Origin of the sequence: Pseudomonas serbica, from assembly GCF_028823535.1 — a bacterium.
Lineage (GTDB): Bacteria > Pseudomonadota > Gammaproteobacteria > Pseudomonadales > Pseudomonadaceae > Aquipseudomonas > Aquipseudomonas serbica.
In genome coordinates, this window is the sequence record NZ_JAQIYM010000017.1 from 47,955 (window position 1) to 63,915 (window position 15,961).

The window sequence follows — 15,961 nt, forward strand, 5'->3', positions numbered from 1 at the left end:
GCAACGCATTCCGTTCAGCGGCATTTCGCTATATATTCCGATATATAGCGATTGACCTTCTTGCAGCATGTGCCTTCGACGGAGCCGCTTCATGACTTGTGCCTCACGTTTTGCCCCCACCTGCCTGGCGACCCTGCTCGCCGTGTTCGCCTTCGGCTCTGCCCAGGCGGACGAGGTGCAGGTCGCTGTCGCTGCCAACTTCACCGCGCCGATCCGGGCCATCGCCGCCGATTTCGAGAAGGACACCGGGCACAAGCTGGTCACGGCCTTCGGTGCCACCGGCCAGTTCTACACCCAGATCAAGAATGGCGCGCCGTTCGAAGTGTTCCTCTCGGCAGACGACACCACCGCGCAAAAACTTGAAGCCGAAGGCGACACCGTCAAGGGCTCTCGCTTCACCTACGCCATCGGCACGCTGGCACTGTGGTCGGCCAAGGAAGGTTACGTCGATACCCAGGGCAAAGTGCTGGCCGATAACAAGTATCAGCATCTGTCGATCGCCAACCCGAAAACCGCACCCTATGGCCTGGCAGCCACCCAGGTCCTGGCCAGGCAGGGCCTGGCCGACAAGGTCAAGGACAAGATCGTCGAAGGCCAGAACATCACCCAGGCCTACCAGTTCGTGTCCACCGGCAACGCCGAGCTGGGCTTTGTCGCCCTGTCGCAGGTCTACAAGGACGGCAAGATCACCAGCGGTTCGGCGTGGATCGTGCCGGCCAGCCTGCACGACCCGATCAAACAGGACGCGGTCATCCTCAACAAGGGCAAGGACAACCCGGCCGCCAAGGCACTGGTTGACTACCTCAAGGGACCAAAAGCCGCTGCCATCATCCAGTCCTATGGTTACCAAATCTAAATGTCGCTGACGAGTGCCGATTTCTCCGCCATCTGGCTAACCCTGAAACTGGCGTCGCTGACGACCGTCATCCTGTTGCTGGTTGGCACTCCGCTGGCGTTATGGCTCTCGCGCACCCAATCCTGGCTGCGCGGCCCGGTCGGGGCGATCGTCGCCCTGCCCCTGGTGCTGCCACCCACGGTGATCGGTTTCTATCTATTACTGGCGCTCGGCCCCCACGGCTTTGTCGGCCAGCTCACCCAATCCCTGGGCCTGGGCACCCTCACGTTCAGTTTCGCAGGCCTGGTGATCGGATCGGTACTGTATTCGATGCCGTTCGTGGTCCAGCCGCTGCAGAACGCATTTTCCGCCATCGGCACTCGCCCACTGGAGGTGGCCGCGACCTTGCGCGCCGGCCCCTGGGACAGTTTTTTCAGCGTCACCCTGCCCCTGGCGCGACCTGGCTTCATCACCGCGGCCATCCTCGGCTTCGCCCATACGGTCGGCGAATTCGGCGTGGTGCTGATGATCGGCGGCAACATCCCCGACAAGACCCGAGTGGTCTCGGTGCAGATCTACGATCACGTCGAAGCCATGGAATATGCCCAGGCCCATTGGCTGGCCGGCGTCATGCTGGCGTTCTCCTTTGCGGTGCTGCTGGCGCTGTACTCCAGCCGGTCAACCAAAACGGGCTGGAGTTGATCGATGATTCACACGCGTCTGAAATTGAGCTATCCGGGGTTCGCCCTCGATGTCGACCTGCAGTTGCCCGGCCGTGGGGTGACGGCGCTTTTCGGTCACTCAGGGTCTGGCAAGACCACCTGCCTGCGCTGCATTGCGGGCCTGGAACGGGCCGGACAGGGTTTTATCCAGGTCAACGATGAAGTCTGGCAAGACAGCGACAAGGGGATTTTTGTCGCGCCGCACAAGCGCGCCCTGGGTTACGTTTTTCAGGAAGCCAGCCTGTTTCCTCATCTGTCGGTGCTGGCCAACCTGCAGTTCGGCCTCAAGCGCATTCCCCGGCAACAGCGCCGGGTCGACATGGCCCACGCGACCGAGCTGCTCGGCATCAGCCACTTGCTCGATCGGCATCCGCAGCACCTGTCCGGCGGCGAACGCCAGCGCGTCGGCATGGCGCGCGCCCTGCTCACCAGCCCCACATTGTTGTTGATGGACGAACCGCTGGCCGCACTGGACGCGCAGCGCAAAAGTGAAATCCTGCCTTACCTGCAACGCCTGCACGATGAGCTGGAGATCCCGGTGCTCTATGTCAGCCACTCCCAGGATGAAGTCGCGCAGCTGGCCGACCATATCGTCCTGCTCAGCGACGGCCAGGCGCTGGCCAGCGGCCCCATCGGCCAGACCCTGGCACGCCTCGACCTGCCGTTGGCGCTGGGTGACGACGCCGGTGTGGTGATCCAGGGTCATGTCGCGGCCTACGACGCCCACTACCAGTTGTTGACGTTGCAGCTGCCCGACACCGACCTGAACATTCGCGTGGCCCACACGCCGATGGCCGCAGGCCAGGCATTACGCTGCAAGGTCCAGGCGCGGGATGTCAGCCTGAGCCTGCACGGCGACGAGCAAAGCAGCATCCTCAATCGCCTGCCGGTCACGGTGGTCAGTGAAATGGCGGCCGACAACAGCGCCCATGTGCTGGTACGCCTGGATGCCGCCGGCAGTCCGTTGCTGGCGCGTATCACCCGCTATTCCCGGGATCACCTCAACCTGCACCCGGGCCAACGCCTGTGGGCGCAGATCAAGGCCGTGGCGGTACTGGCGTAACTCGTTATAAGGTCGGGGCGGGGGCACGACTGCTGCGGCGTGGGGTCAATGGCTGTAACGCCCCCTCGCCCAGGACAATCGCCATGCCCGATGCACTGCCCCGAGACCTGCACTACGTCGATGACACCCAGCCGGGCATTACCCGGCGCAAACTGCGCGGCAAGTTCTGCTATTTCGAGCCTTCAGGCCAGCGCATCGTCGACCCGGAGGAGATTCAACGCATCAACGCCCTGGCGGTGCCACCGGCCTACACCAACGTGTGGATCTGCCCGGATCCGCGCGGGCACTTGCAAGCCACCGGCCGCGACGCCCGCGGGCGCAAGCAGTACCGCTATCACCCGCGCTGGCGCGAGGTGCGCGACACCGACAAATACGCGCGCCTGCGGGATTTCGGCCTGGCCCTGCCGAAGCTGCGCAAGCAGCTGGAAGCCTTGCTGGCAGCACCAGGTTTCAGTCGCGACAAGGTCATGGCCACGGTCATCACCCTGCTCGATGCGACGCTGATCCGTGTCGGCAATGCCCAGTACGCGCGGGACAACCGCTCCTATGGCCTGACCACCCTGCGTAACCGGCATGTGGAGATCAACGGCAGTGCGATCCTGTTCCAGTTTCGCGGCAAGAGTGGCATCGAGCATCAGATCACCGTAAAGGACCGGCGGCTGGCGCGGATCGTCAAGCGCTGCCAGGAGATTCCCGGACAAAACCTTTTCCAATACCTCGATGAAAACGGAGAGCGGCACACGATCACTTCTGCCGACGTCAACACCTACCTGCAAACCCTGACCGGTGCCGACTTCACCGCCAAGGATTACCGCACCTGGGCCGGCAGCGCGCTGGCCCTGGCGGTTTTGCGCGAGCTCGAGTGGCAACCCGAGTCACAGGCAAAGCAGCATGTGGTGGCGATGGTCAAAGAGGTCTCCCGGCAGCTGGGCAACACCCCGGCGGTCTGCCGCAAGTGCTACATCCACCCGGCGGTGCTCGAGGGTTTTTCCCTCGGTGCGCTGGCGCAACTGCCAAGGCCGAGGATGCGTAAAGGCCTGCGGGCCGAGGAAGTCGCGCTGGCGATGTTGCTGGAGAAACTGGCGTCTGAACCGACGAACTGACCCGCCTATTTTTTGCACGATTGCAAATGGCTTCTATAGTTGATCTGTACACGAATCAGCTGCGGTGAAGCCATGGAAGACATTTTCGTCGTCAAGCGCTGCAACAAGATCATCATCCATGGACGCCGGGCTGGAGAAACCGTGCATCAACCCGCTGACGCCACCGTCTGGTACCGCATCGCCGATACTCGCACCAATGGCTTTATCGGGGACGGTTACGATCTTGAACACGATGCCCAACACGTTTGCCGACAACTCAATGCCCGATCACAAATGACGGTCCGGCAAGGCTGACGAACATTCGCCAACCGGTTACGGGTCTATACTGAAACAGTGCTGAAGGATCAGCGCTCCATCGGTGGAAAGCTCGCTTGCGGCGGGCTTTTTACTGCCAATCCTCAGGTTTCTTCAACGGAGGTGTTTTCATGTCCGAAAAAGAGTCCATCACCACCCTGCTCACCCTGCTCGACTCCCGTCAGGTTCGCCTGGCTGCAGCTTGCAAGGAAATCGCCGACTGGGTCGATCATCAAGGCGGGCACCCGACTGCCCTCAGGATCCGTGACCGGCTGAACGACATCGAGAAGGATACGCCCCTGATCCGCAACACCCTGTCGTCGCTGCGGCCAGTCGAGCCGCCTCTGCCACGGTTCAGATGATTCTGATCCGGACACCGATGCCCCGACACGCCCTGACGCAGGACGCATGGCCGGCGACGTTATCGTCACCGCGCGTGTGCCTGCCTCATCCTTCCCCCCCCCAAAAAACCCAGCCAGGTGCTGGGATTTTTTTGCGCCACAGAGCGGCGAACATCAGCAATACAGGGTTGTCCAATGATAACCACGCCACGAAGGAGGCGTTCAGATGGTCACCCACTTCAAAATCAGCGGGCATCTGGCCTGCGGACACAAGGGCAACAACCTCACCTCCACCGGAGAACTGAATCGGGTCAAATGCAGAAGCTGTCGCAATACCGACGCTTACAAAGAGGCGCGCAAGAACGAACGCAACACTGCCCGTCGCGCCGCTCGCAAGGCAAAAACCGTTCATGCGCCCAATGACTGGCGCCAGGCCTGGATCGAGCGACTCACCGCCATGGCTGGAATGCAACGGCTACCCCGGGGGTTTCATGGGCAAGCGTTTGTCTAGAGAGGCAACAGCACTGGGCTGAACCCGTCGGCCCAGTGTTTGATGCGTGCAGTAACATGCGCTTGAAGGACTCCACCTACCTGCGGCCTTCCTCAGGCCGTGACGAATGGCCTGGGCAAGCATGGCGCCGGTGATTCGACTCTTCCAAAGTTCTCGCAAGCCCGGGCATTGGGCCCGTCCGATGTGAGGCATTGGCAACAATGGCCTTCCTCGGCTAGGGTCACTTTGCGTAGTGAACCGAGGCGTCTTGATTGGCAGAAATCAGCCCATGGAGGAAGCGATGTCATCCACCCGTAATGCCGAACAAACCTATCGCCAGTGGTCCAGCCCGATCCTGCTTGAACTCAAGGAGCGAGAGCATCAAATGACCCCGTCAGACCGCGAGGCATTGCAAACCATTCTGCTGGAAAGAAGACTGATCAATGTCGGCAACCCTGACGGCATCGATCGACGCAAGGCAGACATCAACGGAGATGAAAAACAGGAGTAACGACGCAACGGACAGCCATTGACGGAGCCGGAACAAACAAGGGTTTGCGTTAGCGTTCGCCAGCAAACCCTTGATCAAGATGGTGCCCCGAGCCGGAATCGAACCGGCACGCCCTTCGGCGGCAGATTTTAAGTCTGATGTGTCTACCAATTTCACCATCGGGGCATGGGAAATGCAAAAGCAGGTGCTGATTTAACCCTAAAACAAAACCAGAATCAATCACTTAGGAAATGATGTTGTCGAAGTCGTAATGGGTCGTTTTCACCCGCCTTGAAACGTTTCGATGGTGGTTTCGGATCAGAAAGGACGCCGGCGATGTGTCATCAGCCGTCCCCATATCCAAGGATCGGACACCCGAGCTAACCATGAGGCGTGCTGCCGGCCCCTTCGCCTGACTCACGCTGCATGATCACTGTGTCGAGCCAGCGGCCGCCCTCGATGCAACGCTCGATCACCCTGCTCAACAGCGCCTGCCCAACGCCCAAACCAGACATGTCCTCGCGGACGTAGACAGAGTCCTCGACCGTGAAACGGTAGGCCGGACGCGGTCGATACAACGAAGCGTAGCCATAACCGACCAATTCCCCGTCGCGCTCAGCCACCAGGAACGGCAGGCCATGGGCACGGACATCGGCGCGCCGTTGACACATCTGTTCGAGGGTCGGTGGCTCCAATTCGAAACTGGCCGAGCCATGAACCACGTGATGGGCATAGATCGCCAGCACCGCAGGCATGTCGTTTTCATTGGCGTCGCGAAGGATCAGGTGGTGAGCCATGGAGAGTCTTCATCAGGAATGGTGGTTCGTTTATTCGTCGATGGCCGTGAGCGTTCAGAGTCGTGGCAGCGACTGGACAAATAGTGACGCCAGGCCAAACCAGGCTTCAAAAATAACGGCGATCATTGCTGAGCTTCCTGAGCGGGATGGAATTTGGGTATGCGTCCATTAAGGGACGGCAAATAACTCCATCGATAGGATCGAGCAGAGGGGAAAGATCCGCATTGCAACCACGCCAATATCGCTTCAGAGGCGATCGTCAACGCCAGTTGCTGACCTGGGCATTCATGTCGTCCTGAGCCGAAACTAAAGGTTCGTCTATTGCTCCGCTTGAGCAACACACTGTCGGGGTCTGGGTTCAGGCAGGGATCTCGGTTGGCTGAAGCGAGTAACACCAGAACGGTATCACCCGCCTCCAGGACGCTATCGCCAATCGTGCATCGCTTCGCAACGAATCGCCGGGTGTTTTGCACGGGCGAGTCGAAGCGCGCTACCTCGGCCACCAGTGCTGCGACGAGCATCGGAGTCGGTTCCCCGTCTTCAATCAGGTCAGGATTGCGATGGAGCGCTATGAGGGTGTTACCAATCAAGCCCGCGGTGGCTTCGAAGGTCTGTGACATCAAGCCGATCAGGTTAGCAATCAACGCTTCCTGATCTGCCCATTCAGCGGCCTTGCTTTCGCTGCGGATGCGAGTCAACAAGCCGCTATCAGTTTTATCGTCATTCAGCAGCGCGCTGAATATTTGGCTTAGCTGAATAGCACCGGAATGGGCCTTATTGAGCTGCGTTTCATCGCTTAGTGGCGATAGGCAGCTGACAAAATCCCGTGTCAGCTTCGCGACTTCTCGCATGCGCAAGGATGGCAGGCCTATCAAGGAGGCAATGACGCACGCGGGCAACGTGAACATCAACTCGTCCGTAGTTTCAAGCGAGTTTTCAAGTGTCGTGACCACACGTGACACAATGTCGGCGATGCCATCCAACTCAATGGAGGCCAGGGCGGGCTCAATCGCCATCCTGGGGCACCGGTGTTGCGCCCCTTCGTTCATACGCATCAACCGACCGAAAACAAGTCCGGCGGCGCCCTGTGCAATTGCCGGGGGAATGGGCTCGTGCAGCGGACGCACCCGACAATCGGGATGCCCCAGAATCGCCTCGACCGCATTGGCCCCACTCGCAATCCATAAGCGCAGATCCGCATCGAAGAACAGACCTCCCTGTTGTCTGAGACGTGCATAGTAAACATAAGGGTCGTGATGCGTGGCTGCTTCAAAAGGCGTCATTTTGGCGTCCTGTTCACAAAGAACAGTTACTATCGAACATCTATTACGCTGACGATTCGTTCAGGAACGAAATATGGATTGCCAAGGCAATGAGCTTGCCCTTTCTCGGATTGCCGGCGCCATTGCCGAACCTGCCAGGACAAAAATGCTTTGTGCGCTGATGGACGGCCACGCGCGAACCAGTACCGAAATGGCCGCCATCGCTGAGGTCAGTACCTCCACCGCGAGCGCGCATCTGGCAAGACTCAAAGAGGACGGGTTGCTCAAGCTGCACACGCAGGGACGGCATCGCTATTACAGCCTGGCGGATACACAAGTGGCCCAAGCGCTGGAGGCCCTCATGGTCATTAGTCAGCATGCGAACACCCGGTTTGTTTCAAACACTCCCAACCGATTGCAGTTTGCGCGTACCTGTTATGACCACATGGCCGGAACCTTGGCGGTTCATTTGCATGACCATTTCATCGAGTCAGATTGGTTGACGGCCTCGGACACTGATGACCGTGCCTATCAGCTGACTGACAGCGGCGAAGCGGCGATGGCTGCTATCGGTATAGAAGTAACGCAAGTCAAGGCTCAGCGACGTCGTTTCGCTTGCTCGTGTCTGGACTGGAGCATGCGGCGCCCTCATCTGGGGGGCGCGCTGGGAGCGGCTTTGCTACAGACAGCGCTAAACCGCAAATGGGTTACTCAAGACCTCGATAGCCGGGCCCTTTCATTGACATCCAAAGGGCGAAAGGAGCTGTCTGGTCGATTTGAAATCACAGTTGAATGTGACACAACCCGCCGACCGCGGTTTACAGATGTCATGACCACTTGAATGTCTGCCCTGCGTCGCCTACAGCTCTTCGCGAGGTCTGCGCCAGAACTGAAAATCAGCGTAAAACGCTCTAGCCCGGGTCGATCAGCGCCCGCAAGACATGTATGATAATGATACACGTTATTGTTAACCGTAATATCCCACTGCCGCCAAGTCCATTACAACCGGGCTATTGCAACGGTGAATTTATATAAAGGGGTCTTGATGACCTATATGTCCCCCAAGCTCAATGCCAACTCGCCCGACGTGTTTCACCTGGAGACTAGCGACACCAGTGGCTACGCCGTGGATTGGCACGCCCACGACTGTCATATGCTGCTGTTACCGCGCCAGGGTGGGCTGTTTCTCTCGACCGAAAGCAGCCAGACCTCTCACATATCGCGCCAATCGTTTTCCTTTGTGCCGGCAGACTTTGCCCACGCCACTGAGGCGGCTCCGGGGCGGGAGAAACATATGACCTTGTATGTCGACCCGTCCTACGTCAAACACCAGGGACAGATGTTCGGTTGCCGAAGTTTCGCCAAACAGGTCAATCGATCAGGGATCTGGCAAGCGACCGAGGTGCTGGAAGGTATCTTGCGCCTGCATGACCAACTTCAAAGCTGTGCGACGGCGCAGGCCTTTGAGCGCCAATTGCCCCACCTCAATCATCTGCTCTTCGAGGAGTGCACGCGGGTTATCGCTTGTCAGCAAACCCTACCGCCGCCGAGTGAACGACAGCAGCAAGCCACCCTGGTGCACGACATACAGCGATACGTTCGGGAGAATCTGGACTCAGACTTGACGATTGAGTCGATTGGACATGAATTTCACCTGTCTCGGCGTCACCTTACGCGTATTTTCAAAGCTGTTACCGACGAAACCCTGCTGGATTTCACCAATCGCACGAGAGTTGAAACTGCCGCCCGGCTTGTTTCATGCACATCACTATCGATCCTCGAAGTCAGCCTGGCGGTGGGACTGGATTCCCCCTCTTACCTTGCTCGACTGTTCAAGCGCTACCTGAATCTAACGCCAAGCGAGCTACGCAAACCCCGCTGACGATCTGGCCCAAACGGGCGCACGCAAGGCCCGATCGAGCGCTTTCGACCCATTGATGATGGCCACAATAGACCTCTTCTCCCCCCTCTAGAGGTCACAATGAGCGACGTGGACGCTGTACAAGTCTTCAAGTCCAGCCGGGGCGGTGGCAGCCTGACCCCCGTCGTTATCGCCGCTCCCGGGTCTGGCGCTGAGCAGATCATGACGGTCGCAGACCCCTTTGCGCGACTGGCGTCCAGTCGCGAGCGGGACAGGCTAAGTTACTGGCAGGAGCGCAAGGCGAAGGAAGTCATGATGGAGCACCTTGATTGTGGCATTCGGATTTCCGTCGTAGCCAAAGAGTGTGCCTTGTCACGAAGCCATTTCTCCCGCGCTTTCAAGAAAGCTACGGGCCACGCTCCACGTGATTGGTTCAAGCTTGCAAGATTGACCCGAGCCAGAGAACTCCTTGAGCAAACCGACTTTTCCATTTCTCAAGTGGGTTTGGCGTGCGGGTTTGCTGATCAACCGCATTTCACCAAAATATTCTCCAGTAATTTTGGTATGCCCCCTGGAAAGTGGCGTGCAAAGGATAGACGTACGGCTTGCCCGGTCGATGGGCCGTCATTTTCTCGGAATTTTTTGTAACGTCCCACCTCATAAGAATAAGAGGTGAATGGGCGAGAAAAATCTGGGCGACCTCACGATGAAGATTCGGGCCACTGTTATCTGCGAGAAAGTGGTTTTGTTTGTCATTTGCCAGGACCAATGATCGATTTTTTAAATAGAAATTCGTTGATATCACCGGCCGATCGTACGGTCTGAATTGTACAGAACCGAACCGACACCCATTTCAGGATTTGGGCGATCAGGAAAATGACAGGGATGATTTGAAGGCAGAACCGTCATGTCGAACCATTCAGCCGACCAAATTAAAGCGTGCCGCCGCCTTGCGATGGAGCGAAACCAAAAACTTTTCGAGGAGGCAAACGCCATCAATCGGTCGGCACTCGACCTCCTGGAACATAGTGACTTCGACAGTGAAATGTTTCTGGTTTATCTGCAGCTAAAAAAAAGGGCAAAAAAACGTTTTAGAGAAGCGCTGGAACATGCCGTTTTACTGAATGAGCATTTTCCCTCACCGCAGCTACAAAATAACCACAGATGGGAACACTCGGAAGTAAGAGCGCAAGAGCTCATGAATGAGCCTTAGTTAACCCATGGAGTATTGCGACTTGATTCGAGGCTCGGAAATGCTCTGCCCTCGCCGGCAGCAAATGGCGTAGCTAGACAGTCTTTCCTGGATCAAGGAGCAAGGTGGGCATCACCCTGGTGCAGACGCCGGTTACTTACTCTCTTCAGTTTTGCCCTCTTGCATTTGCACAGATGACTTGCTGCCGTCGGTATTGTCTTTGGTGGTGTTCTTTGAGCTGTCAAAACACCCATGCAGCATAAACACACTGCAGAGACTCAGGCACACGCAGAGCTTTTTCATGATGGTCTCCTAGACGGATTGAGAGGTGCCGTCGGTTCGAGCTTGAATTTGATCCAGCCAGTCAGAATCCAGCGCTACCCTAACGCGGTATCGAGGAACATCATGACGCCGAAGCCCAACATCAGACCCAGGGTGGCGGGGGTTTCATGACCGTTGCGATGCGTCTCTGGTATGACTTCATGGGAGACCACAAAGATCATGGCCCCGGCGGCCAGGCCAAGTGCGATGGGGTAGCCCAACGCGAAGCCACTGGAAATACCCAGGCCGACAAGGGCGCCAAAGGGCTCCATCAGGCCAGACCCGACTGCAATGAGTGCCGCGCGCAGTGCCGAGATCCCGGTCACCCGTAAAGCCATGGCGACCGCCAAACCCTCGGGTAAGTCCTGGATCGCGATCGCGGTCGTCAGCGGTATGCCGACCTGCATGTCTGCGGTGGCAAAGCTGACACCTATCGCCATGCCTTCCGGCAGGTTATGCAGGGTGATCGCCAGGACGAAAAGCCAGACTCGATTGATGCGCTTGGCTTCAGGCCCGCGCCGGCCGCTTTTTTCATGTTCGTGAGGAACAAATCGATCGAGGCCGATCATCAATGCAACACCCAGCGCCAATCCCAGCACCACGATACTCGCCGCGAGCAAACGGTTACCGCTGAGCTCCTGGGCCGCTTCGATCCCCGGCAGGATGAGCGAAAAAGAACTGGCAGCCAGCATCATTCCTGCAGCGAAGCCAAGCATGATGTCCTGGGTACGCGCCGCAATATCGCGCAGTGCAATCGCGACGACAGCCCCCATTGCTGTCGCGGCAAAGCCGGACAGGCCACCAAGAAAAGCGAAACGCAGATTGTCCTTGTTGGCTCCGACGAAAGCGCCGTAACCGCTGACCATCAGCACCAACATCACGCACATTAGAACCAGCCAAAACACCCTGCCGCCCCATCCATAACGGGTCACATGACCAAACAAGGCGCGTAGGGGGGCTGCTGATGAAGAAGGCGGTTCCGACATGGAAAGGTCCCTTATTTTCGTGTTGAGCGTTTAGCGGAAGATCCCGGCAACGACGACATCAAGGCTCTGGAAACCCGTTGCGCCTCCCGCTCAAAGGAGAGGGTTGAGACTTGGAACATGTCCGATAGATCATATCCCTGCGTACGCTGCTTGCTGACCATGCTGCTCACCTCCAGATTAAAAAAGACACCGCACGCGGTGCGCGCGTGCGGTGTTTTCATCAAAATTACAGTTCGCTCACTCAGAACTCGGATGCCCACCTGCATTCATATGAAGCGAGCGCAATGAGGTTAATTTCAAAAATTTTTGTCGCGTACGACAAACGGGCTGCGATTAACCTTTGCTGTGTTCCGGCGAGCTAGGACCCTCCTTGATACCGCGTGGCCCGGCAACTCCCCACACGATCAGTCCTACCACCGGAAAGAGAATGAGGCCGATCGCCCAAGCCGCTTTTACACCGACCGTTTTGTCGCTGCGAAACACGCTAACGATAGCCCACAGGTCAACGAGCAGAATGATCACCGCGACAGCAATCGAAAAATAACTGGTTGCTTGCGACATGATTCGATCCTCCAGAGGCTGGTAATCCTTAGGCGCCAGACGGTCAATGGTGTTCAAAAGAAATTGGTTGGTAAGGCCACGCACACCATATGAATGACCTCTTGGACGCGCCCAGCGTTTGAGAACAAAAAATTATTTTTACCCTTCTTGAATCGTTTTTCTGACGTCGCTATATATTTTGTACGCGATGCCGAAACCGGGTCGCGTCATAAATCACTTGGAGAAAACTCAGGAGATTTAGCTATGGCTACTACCTTTTCGTTAGCCCCACTGTTCCGTCAGTCGGTAGGCTTTGATCGTTTCAACGACCTTTTTGAATCCGCGCTTCGCAGCGAGGCGGCCTCGACGACCTATCCACCTCATAACGTCGAAAAGCATGGCGATGATCACTATCGAATCGTCATAGCGGCGGCGGGTTTGACTGAGGAGGATCTGGACATTCAAGTCGAGAAGGAGGTGTTGACCATCGCCGGCGGCAAGCGAGAAAGCGATAAGGAGGCGATTTACCTGCATCAGGGTATCGCGCAACGGGCATTTCGATTGTCTTTCCGTTTAGCGGATCACATCGAGGTTCAAAATGCATCGCTGGCCAATGGGCTGTTGAGCATTGATCTGCTGCGGGTTGTTCCAGAGGAAGCCAAACCCAAGCGCATCAATATCGATGGCTCGGGGAAGTCTGATCTGAAACAACTCAACTAACAGCCCAAACGAGGCGCTCTTCGGAGCGCCTTTTTTGTACGACCAAGCCGTCTTTTTCCAGTGCGCAATAGCTGTGCCCAACTGAACGAATCAGCTACCCCGCCGAATCACCGAAATCTCTTCGCGGACAGGGAGTTTACGACCGTGCAAATAGGGATGTTCGGCATCGTCATTCATCAGGCTTTACTCTCCTTCGGTGAGCGCGCGACGATGAAAATCAGGAAGCCGTTTCAAAGCGTATTCGGTAGCTGCTGTTTGCACTTGGCAGCGGGTGCCGGAGAACTGATGCTCGTGGCTGAAAAGACGACATTGCTCCTGCGACTGAAACGCCCAGGCGAAGCAAATGGTGCCGGCGGGAATGCCATCGACATCTTCCGGGCCAAGAATCCCGGTCGTGGCCACCGCGACATTGGCGGTACTGTCACGCAGGGCGCCCATTGCCATTTCCCTGGCAACCTCCACACTCGTCAGGTTGAAGGTTTCAATAGTGCGCGGGCTGACATGCAAAACGCGTTGTTTGGCCTGCGGCGAATACACCACGTAACCGCACTCAATGAACTCGCCGCTACCTTCGACCTCAGACAGCAGCGTAACGATCTTGCCGGCGGTACAGGATTCGGCCGTCGTTAGCACCAGGGAGTTATCACGCAGGTAGTCAACGGTATCGTCAGCGATGGACATGACCGGTCCTCACGAAGTTATTGATCGGTTGACAGGTGATGGCGCTGAACATTCCGTCGACCTTGGTTTCCAACGAATCGGTGATCGCGTCGCTGCATATATTGAACGGCAGCAAGGGCCCAAATTGATTCGACTGGATGTCAAACTTTAATACGTCACACCACTCGATGGGGCGGTGCCTTAAGTGCACGCCGGCCATTGCCTGCCTGATCAAACGCATGAAATTCGCCAAAGCTGGTCCAGCCTCGTGGTATAGCTTTGGCTCATCATTTCCCGGCGCATGCCCCAATCGGGATTGCTCGGCACGCTGGCCGCGCGCAGCGTCCCCCTTCCCCACCTGCCATTGATCTGATCCAGCACCGCCATGACGCGGCTTGCCTCGGCCGGTTGCGAGGTGGCGAACAGGTCATCGGTGTACTCGCCGTGCTGGCACAGGTTCAGCAGCATGACCTCCGCTTTGCTATAGGCGAATCCGGGGCGGAATACCCGATCAAGCGCTTCGACGGCCGTCCTGGTCAGCAGACGCACATCATCCGTTGGATAGGGTAGATCCACCACCACACCGTTCGCGTATTTGGCTTCCTCGGGATTGAACATGCCGGTACGGATACTGACCCTGATCTTCTTGCACAGCGAATTCTGAGCCCTGAGTTTTTCCGAGGCGCGCATCATGTAGGTGGCGACGGCCTCCTTGATCGGTGGCAGCTCTTTGAGCCTCATGCCGAACATTCGGCTGCAGCAGATCTCCTGCTTCGGTGGGTCCGGTTCATCCAGCTCCAGGCACGGCGTACCCGCCAGTTCCCGGGCGGTTTTCTCGATCACCACGCTGAAGTGCTTGCGCAACGACCAGGCATCCGCCTTGGCCAGATCCATGGCTGACTTGATGCCCAGTGCGTTCAAGTGCACTTTCATGCGCCGGCCCACGCCCCACGCTTCACCCACGTCGGTGTTGCGCAGCACCCAGTCACGTTTTAGCGGGTCGCAAATATTCACTACGCCACCGGTTTGCGCCTGCAAGCGTTTCGCCGTGTGGTTGGCCAGCTTGGCCAACGTCTTGGTCGGGGCGATGCCAACGCCGACCGGAATACCGGTGCACCGCAACACCTGGCTGCGAATCCGCCGACCAAGGACGTCCAGCCCTTCGATGCCGGTCAGGTCGGCAAACGCCTCATCGATGCTGTACACCTCGACCGCCGGCACCATCGACTCGATCAGTGTCATCACCCGCTCGCTCATGTCGCCATACAGGGCATAGTTCGACGAGAAGGCGACGATACCCTGCTGACGAAGTTTGTCCTTTATCTGGAAATACGGTTCGCCCATCTTCACAAAAGGCTTGGCGTCGTAGCTGCGCGCGATGACGCAGCCATCGTTGTTCGACAGGACGACGATCGGGACCTTGGCCAGGTCCGGGCGAAACACCCGTTCGCAACTGGCATAGAAGCTGTTGCAATCGATAAGACCGTAGACCGGCGCTGGCTTAGACATGGCTGCGCACACTGCCCGTGATCACACCCCAGATCGACAACTCGTCACTTTCCAGTACATAGCGGGGCGGGTATTTGGGGTTCTCCGACAGCAGGATCACGTCCTTGCCGCGAATGCACAGGCGCTTGCACACCGGATCGTTATTCAGCAAGGCAACGACAATATGGCCATGGGCCGGTTCTAGCGAGCGATCCACGATCGCCAGATCACCCTCAAAAATTCCCGCGCCCTGCATGCTCTCCCCGGTGATCGATACCAGGTAGACGTGCGGTGCGCGGATATTGAGCACCTCATCCAGGGAGATGTGCGCCTCGATGTGGTCCGCGGCCGGCGATGGAAAACCCGCTGGCACCTGGAACAGGCAGAGCGGCAGTTTCCGACCGCCCTGGCCGATAGGTCCTAAAATTGCAAAGCTCATGACGCACGACTTCCGATACTGTACGAATATACAGTTAACGGCCAGAAGGCTTTGCGGTCAATTTTTTTGTAGGAAAATTCTGATAGGCGGACGCATCAGTTCAGTCAGTGTCGCGGTTGCGGAACACCTGGTGAACATTGCGCAAACTTTCACTTTCCTGAAGCCAATAAAAAACCCCGTAGATCACTGATCTACGGGGCTATTTATAGTGGAGGCCGAGGTCGGAATCGAACCGGCGTAGGCGGATTTGCAATCCGCTGCATAACCATTTTGCTACTCGGCCTCAAAACATCTGCTGTCAGTAGCGCGACATCAAATGCGTAAAAACTGGAGCGGGAAACGAGATCTTGATCTCGC

General features: G+C 57.4%; 20 protein-coding genes, 2 tRNA genes and 1 pseudogene. 13 read left to right on the top strand and 10 right to left on the bottom strand.

Features of this window, described 5'->3' with window-relative positions; genetic code table 11:
- Positions 1 to 91: 91 nt before the first annotated feature.
- The 8 genes from modA (at position 92) to NQL71_RS25030 (ending at position 5,359) form a co-directional block, all read left to right on the top strand.
- Positions 92 to 856, top strand: coding sequence for a molybdate ABC transporter substrate-binding protein (gene modA, locus NQL71_RS24995; RefSeq protein ID WP_274643518.1), 765 nt, complete (start codon positions 92 to 94; stop codon positions 854 to 856).
- Positions 857 to 1,537: a molybdate ABC transporter permease subunit gene (modB, locus tag NQL71_RS25000; RefSeq protein ID WP_274643519.1), complete on the top strand. Its 681-nt coding sequence runs from the start codon at positions 857 to 859 to the stop codon at positions 1,535 to 1,537.
- 3 nt (positions 1,538 to 1,540) lie between these two features.
- On the top strand, positions 1,541 to 2,620 hold the full coding sequence (gene modC, locus NQL71_RS25005) for a molybdenum ABC transporter ATP-binding protein (RefSeq protein WP_046820092.1): 1,080 nt from the start codon (positions 1,541 to 1,543) through the stop codon (positions 2,618 to 2,620).
- 83 nt (positions 2,621 to 2,703) lie between these two features.
- A complete protein-coding gene (locus NQL71_RS25010) occupies positions 2,704 to 3,723 on the top strand; it encodes a DNA topoisomerase IB (RefSeq protein WP_046820093.1) in 1,020 nt (339 codons plus the stop codon).
- Positions 3,724 to 3,795: 72 nt separating this feature from the next.
- A complete protein-coding gene (locus NQL71_RS25015; RefSeq protein WP_077183269.1) occupies positions 3,796 to 4,017 on the top strand; it encodes a hypothetical protein in 222 nt (73 codons plus the stop codon).
- Positions 4,018 to 4,148: 131 nt separating this feature from the next.
- On the top strand, positions 4,149 to 4,379 hold the full coding sequence (locus NQL71_RS25020) for a hypothetical protein (RefSeq protein WP_046820095.1): 231 nt from the start codon (positions 4,149 to 4,151) through the stop codon (positions 4,377 to 4,379).
- Positions 4,380 to 4,584: 205 nt separating this feature from the next.
- On the top strand, positions 4,585 to 4,869 hold the full coding sequence (locus tag NQL71_RS25025) for a hypothetical protein (RefSeq protein ID WP_046820096.1): 285 nt from the start codon (positions 4,585 to 4,587) through the stop codon (positions 4,867 to 4,869).
- A gap of 280 nt (positions 4,870 to 5,149) precedes the next feature.
- The gene (locus NQL71_RS25030) at positions 5,150 to 5,359 is read left to right on the top strand and encodes a hypothetical protein (protein WP_046820097.1); all 210 of its coding nucleotides are present in this window, start codon (positions 5,150 to 5,152) and stop codon (positions 5,357 to 5,359) included.
- Between the two features lie 80 nt (positions 5,360 to 5,439).
- On the opposite strand, the gene NQL71_RS25035 is transcribed toward NQL71_RS25030, so the two are convergent.
- The 3 genes and pseudogenes from NQL71_RS25035 to NQL71_RS25045 all read right to left on the bottom strand — a co-directional run bounded on the left by NQL71_RS25035 (position 5,440) and on the right by NQL71_RS25045 (position 7,418).
- Positions 5,440 to 5,524, bottom strand: a tRNA-Leu gene (locus NQL71_RS25035).
- Between the two features lie 275 nt (positions 5,525 to 5,799).
- A pseudogene (locus NQL71_RS25040) lies at positions 5,800 to 6,135 on the bottom strand (GNAT family N-acetyltransferase); the annotation flags it as partial.
- Between the two features lie 122 nt (positions 6,136 to 6,257).
- Complete coding sequence (locus NQL71_RS25045; protein WP_166619762.1) at positions 6,258 to 7,418, bottom strand: cytochrome P450; 1,161 nt, start codon at positions 7,416 to 7,418, stop codon at positions 6,258 to 6,260.
- A gap of 73 nt (positions 7,419 to 7,491) precedes the next feature.
- Here NQL71_RS25045 and NQL71_RS25050 point away from each other — a divergent pair, with 73 nt between their 5' ends.
- From NQL71_RS25050 to NQL71_RS25065, 4 genes are all read left to right on the top strand, one after another.
- Positions 7,492 to 8,238: an ArsR/SmtB family transcription factor gene (locus tag NQL71_RS25050; RefSeq protein ID WP_274643521.1), complete on the top strand. Its 747-nt coding sequence runs from the start codon at positions 7,492 to 7,494 to the stop codon at positions 8,236 to 8,238.
- 204 nt (positions 8,239 to 8,442) lie between these two features.
- Complete coding sequence (locus NQL71_RS25055; RefSeq protein ID WP_274643522.1) at positions 8,443 to 9,279, top strand: AraC family transcriptional regulator; 837 nt, start codon at positions 8,443 to 8,445, stop codon at positions 9,277 to 9,279.
- A gap of 99 nt (positions 9,280 to 9,378) precedes the next feature.
- Positions 9,379 to 9,906, top strand: a complete 528-nt coding sequence (locus NQL71_RS25060; RefSeq protein ID WP_274643523.1) for a helix-turn-helix domain-containing protein — start codon at positions 9,379 to 9,381, stop codon at positions 9,904 to 9,906.
- 259 nt (positions 9,907 to 10,165) lie between these two features.
- Entirely contained in the window at positions 10,166 to 10,471 is a 306-nt protein-coding gene (locus NQL71_RS25065; RefSeq protein WP_274643524.1) for a hypothetical protein, read from the top strand.
- A 132-nt stretch (positions 10,472 to 10,603) separates the two neighbouring features.
- Here the strand turns inward: NQL71_RS25065 and NQL71_RS25070 are convergent, their stop codons facing one another.
- From NQL71_RS25070 to NQL71_RS25080, 3 genes are all read right to left on the bottom strand, one after another.
- A complete protein-coding gene (locus NQL71_RS25070; RefSeq protein WP_274643525.1) occupies positions 10,604 to 10,753 on the bottom strand; it encodes a hypothetical protein in 150 nt (49 codons plus the stop codon).
- Between the two features lie 74 nt (positions 10,754 to 10,827).
- On the bottom strand, positions 10,828 to 11,757 hold the full coding sequence (locus NQL71_RS25075) for a ZIP family metal transporter (RefSeq protein ID WP_274643526.1): 930 nt from the start codon (positions 11,755 to 11,757) through the stop codon (positions 10,828 to 10,830).
- A 333-nt stretch (positions 11,758 to 12,090) separates the two neighbouring features.
- Positions 12,091 to 12,318, bottom strand: a complete 228-nt coding sequence (locus tag NQL71_RS25080) for a PLD nuclease N-terminal domain-containing protein (RefSeq protein WP_046820106.1) — start codon at positions 12,316 to 12,318, stop codon at positions 12,091 to 12,093.
- 243 nt (positions 12,319 to 12,561) lie between these two features.
- On the opposite strand from NQL71_RS25080, the gene NQL71_RS25085 reads away from it, so the two are divergent.
- Complete coding sequence (locus tag NQL71_RS25085; protein ID WP_046820107.1) at positions 12,562 to 13,017, top strand: Hsp20 family protein; 456 nt, start codon at positions 12,562 to 12,564, stop codon at positions 13,015 to 13,017.
- Positions 13,018 to 13,200: 183 nt separating this feature from the next.
- On the opposite strand, the gene NQL71_RS25090 is transcribed toward NQL71_RS25085, so the two are convergent.
- The 4 genes from NQL71_RS25090 to NQL71_RS25105 form a co-directional block, all read right to left on the bottom strand.
- Positions 13,201 to 13,698 (bottom strand): CinA family protein, encoded by a 498-nt coding sequence (locus NQL71_RS25090; protein ID WP_046820108.1) that lies wholly within the window; start codon positions 13,696 to 13,698, stop codon positions 13,201 to 13,203.
- Positions 13,699 to 13,908: 210 nt separating this feature from the next.
- Positions 13,909 to 15,186, bottom strand: a complete 1,278-nt coding sequence (gene umuC / locus NQL71_RS25095) for a translesion error-prone DNA polymerase V subunit UmuC (protein ID WP_274643527.1) — start codon at positions 15,184 to 15,186, stop codon at positions 13,909 to 13,911.
- A complete protein-coding gene (locus NQL71_RS25100) occupies positions 15,179 to 15,604 on the bottom strand; it encodes a LexA family protein (RefSeq protein WP_046820111.1) in 426 nt (141 codons plus the stop codon). Before NQL71_RS25100 ends, umuC begins: the two co-directional genes overlap by 8 nt.
- 209 nt (positions 15,605 to 15,813) lie before the next feature.
- Positions 15,814 to 15,887: transfer RNA gene (locus NQL71_RS25105), tRNA-Cys, on the bottom strand.
- Between the last annotated feature and the right edge of the window lie 74 nt (positions 15,888 to 15,961).

What these genes read in the sequence shown, in the direction of transcription:
- NQL71_RS25025 (WP_046820096.1), top strand. Translation starts at nt 4,585, where the DNA reads ATGGTCACCCACTTCAAAATCAGCGGGCATCTGGCCTGCGGACACAAG.
- NQL71_RS25050 (WP_274643521.1), top strand. Translation starts at nt 7,492, where the DNA reads ATGGATTGCCAAGGCAATGAGCTTGCCCTTTCTCGGATTGCCGGCGCC.
- NQL71_RS25020 (WP_046820095.1), top strand. Translation starts at nt 4,149, where the DNA reads ATGTCCGAAAAAGAGTCCATCACCACCCTGCTCACCCTGCTCGACTCC.
- modA (WP_274643518.1), top strand. Translation starts at nt 92, where the DNA reads ATGACTTGTGCCTCACGTTTTGCCCCCACCTGCCTGGCGACCCTGCTC.
- NQL71_RS25085 (WP_046820107.1), top strand. Translation starts at nt 12,562, where the DNA reads ATGGCTACTACCTTTTCGTTAGCCCCACTGTTCCGTCAGTCGGTAGGC.
- modC (WP_046820092.1), top strand. Translation starts at nt 1,541, where the DNA reads ATGATTCACACGCGTCTGAAATTGAGCTATCCGGGGTTCGCCCTCGAT.
- NQL71_RS25065 (WP_274643524.1), top strand. Translation starts at nt 10,166, where the DNA reads ATGTCGAACCATTCAGCCGACCAAATTAAAGCGTGCCGCCGCCTTGCG.
- NQL71_RS25090 (WP_046820108.1), bottom strand. Translation starts at nt 13,698, where the DNA reads ATGTCCATCGCTGACGATACCGTTGACTACCTGCGTGATAACTCCCTG.
- umuC (WP_274643527.1), bottom strand. Translation starts at nt 15,186, where the DNA reads ATGTCTAAGCCAGCGCCGGTCTACGGTCTTATCGATTGCAACAGCTTC.
- NQL71_RS25030 (WP_046820097.1), top strand. Translation starts at nt 5,150, where the DNA reads ATGTCATCCACCCGTAATGCCGAACAAACCTATCGCCAGTGGTCCAGC.
- NQL71_RS25010 (WP_046820093.1), top strand. Translation starts at nt 2,704, where the DNA reads ATGCCCGATGCACTGCCCCGAGACCTGCACTACGTCGATGACACCCAG.
- NQL71_RS25055 (WP_274643522.1), top strand. Translation starts at nt 8,443, where the DNA reads ATGACCTATATGTCCCCCAAGCTCAATGCCAACTCGCCCGACGTGTTT.
- NQL71_RS25070 (WP_274643525.1), bottom strand. Translation starts at nt 10,753, where the DNA reads ATGAAAAAGCTCTGCGTGTGCCTGAGTCTCTGCAGTGTGTTTATGCTG.
- NQL71_RS25100 (WP_046820111.1), bottom strand. Translation starts at nt 15,604, where the DNA reads ATGAGCTTTGCAATTTTAGGACCTATCGGCCAGGGCGGTCGGAAACTG.
- NQL71_RS25075 (WP_274643526.1), bottom strand. Translation starts at nt 11,757, where the DNA reads ATGTCGGAACCGCCTTCTTCATCAGCAGCCCCCCTACGCGCCTTGTTT.
- NQL71_RS25060 (WP_274643523.1), top strand. Translation starts at nt 9,379, where the DNA reads ATGAGCGACGTGGACGCTGTACAAGTCTTCAAGTCCAGCCGGGGCGGT.
- NQL71_RS25045 (WP_166619762.1), bottom strand. Translation starts at nt 7,418, where the DNA reads ATGACGCCTTTTGAAGCAGCCACGCATCACGACCCTTATGTTTACTAT.
- NQL71_RS25015 (WP_077183269.1), top strand. Translation starts at nt 3,796, where the DNA reads ATGGAAGACATTTTCGTCGTCAAGCGCTGCAACAAGATCATCATCCAT.
- NQL71_RS25080 (WP_046820106.1), bottom strand. Translation starts at nt 12,318, where the DNA reads ATGTCGCAAGCAACCAGTTATTTTTCGATTGCTGTCGCGGTGATCATT.
- modB (WP_274643519.1), top strand. Translation starts at nt 857, where the DNA reads ATGTCGCTGACGAGTGCCGATTTCTCCGCCATCTGGCTAACCCTGAAA.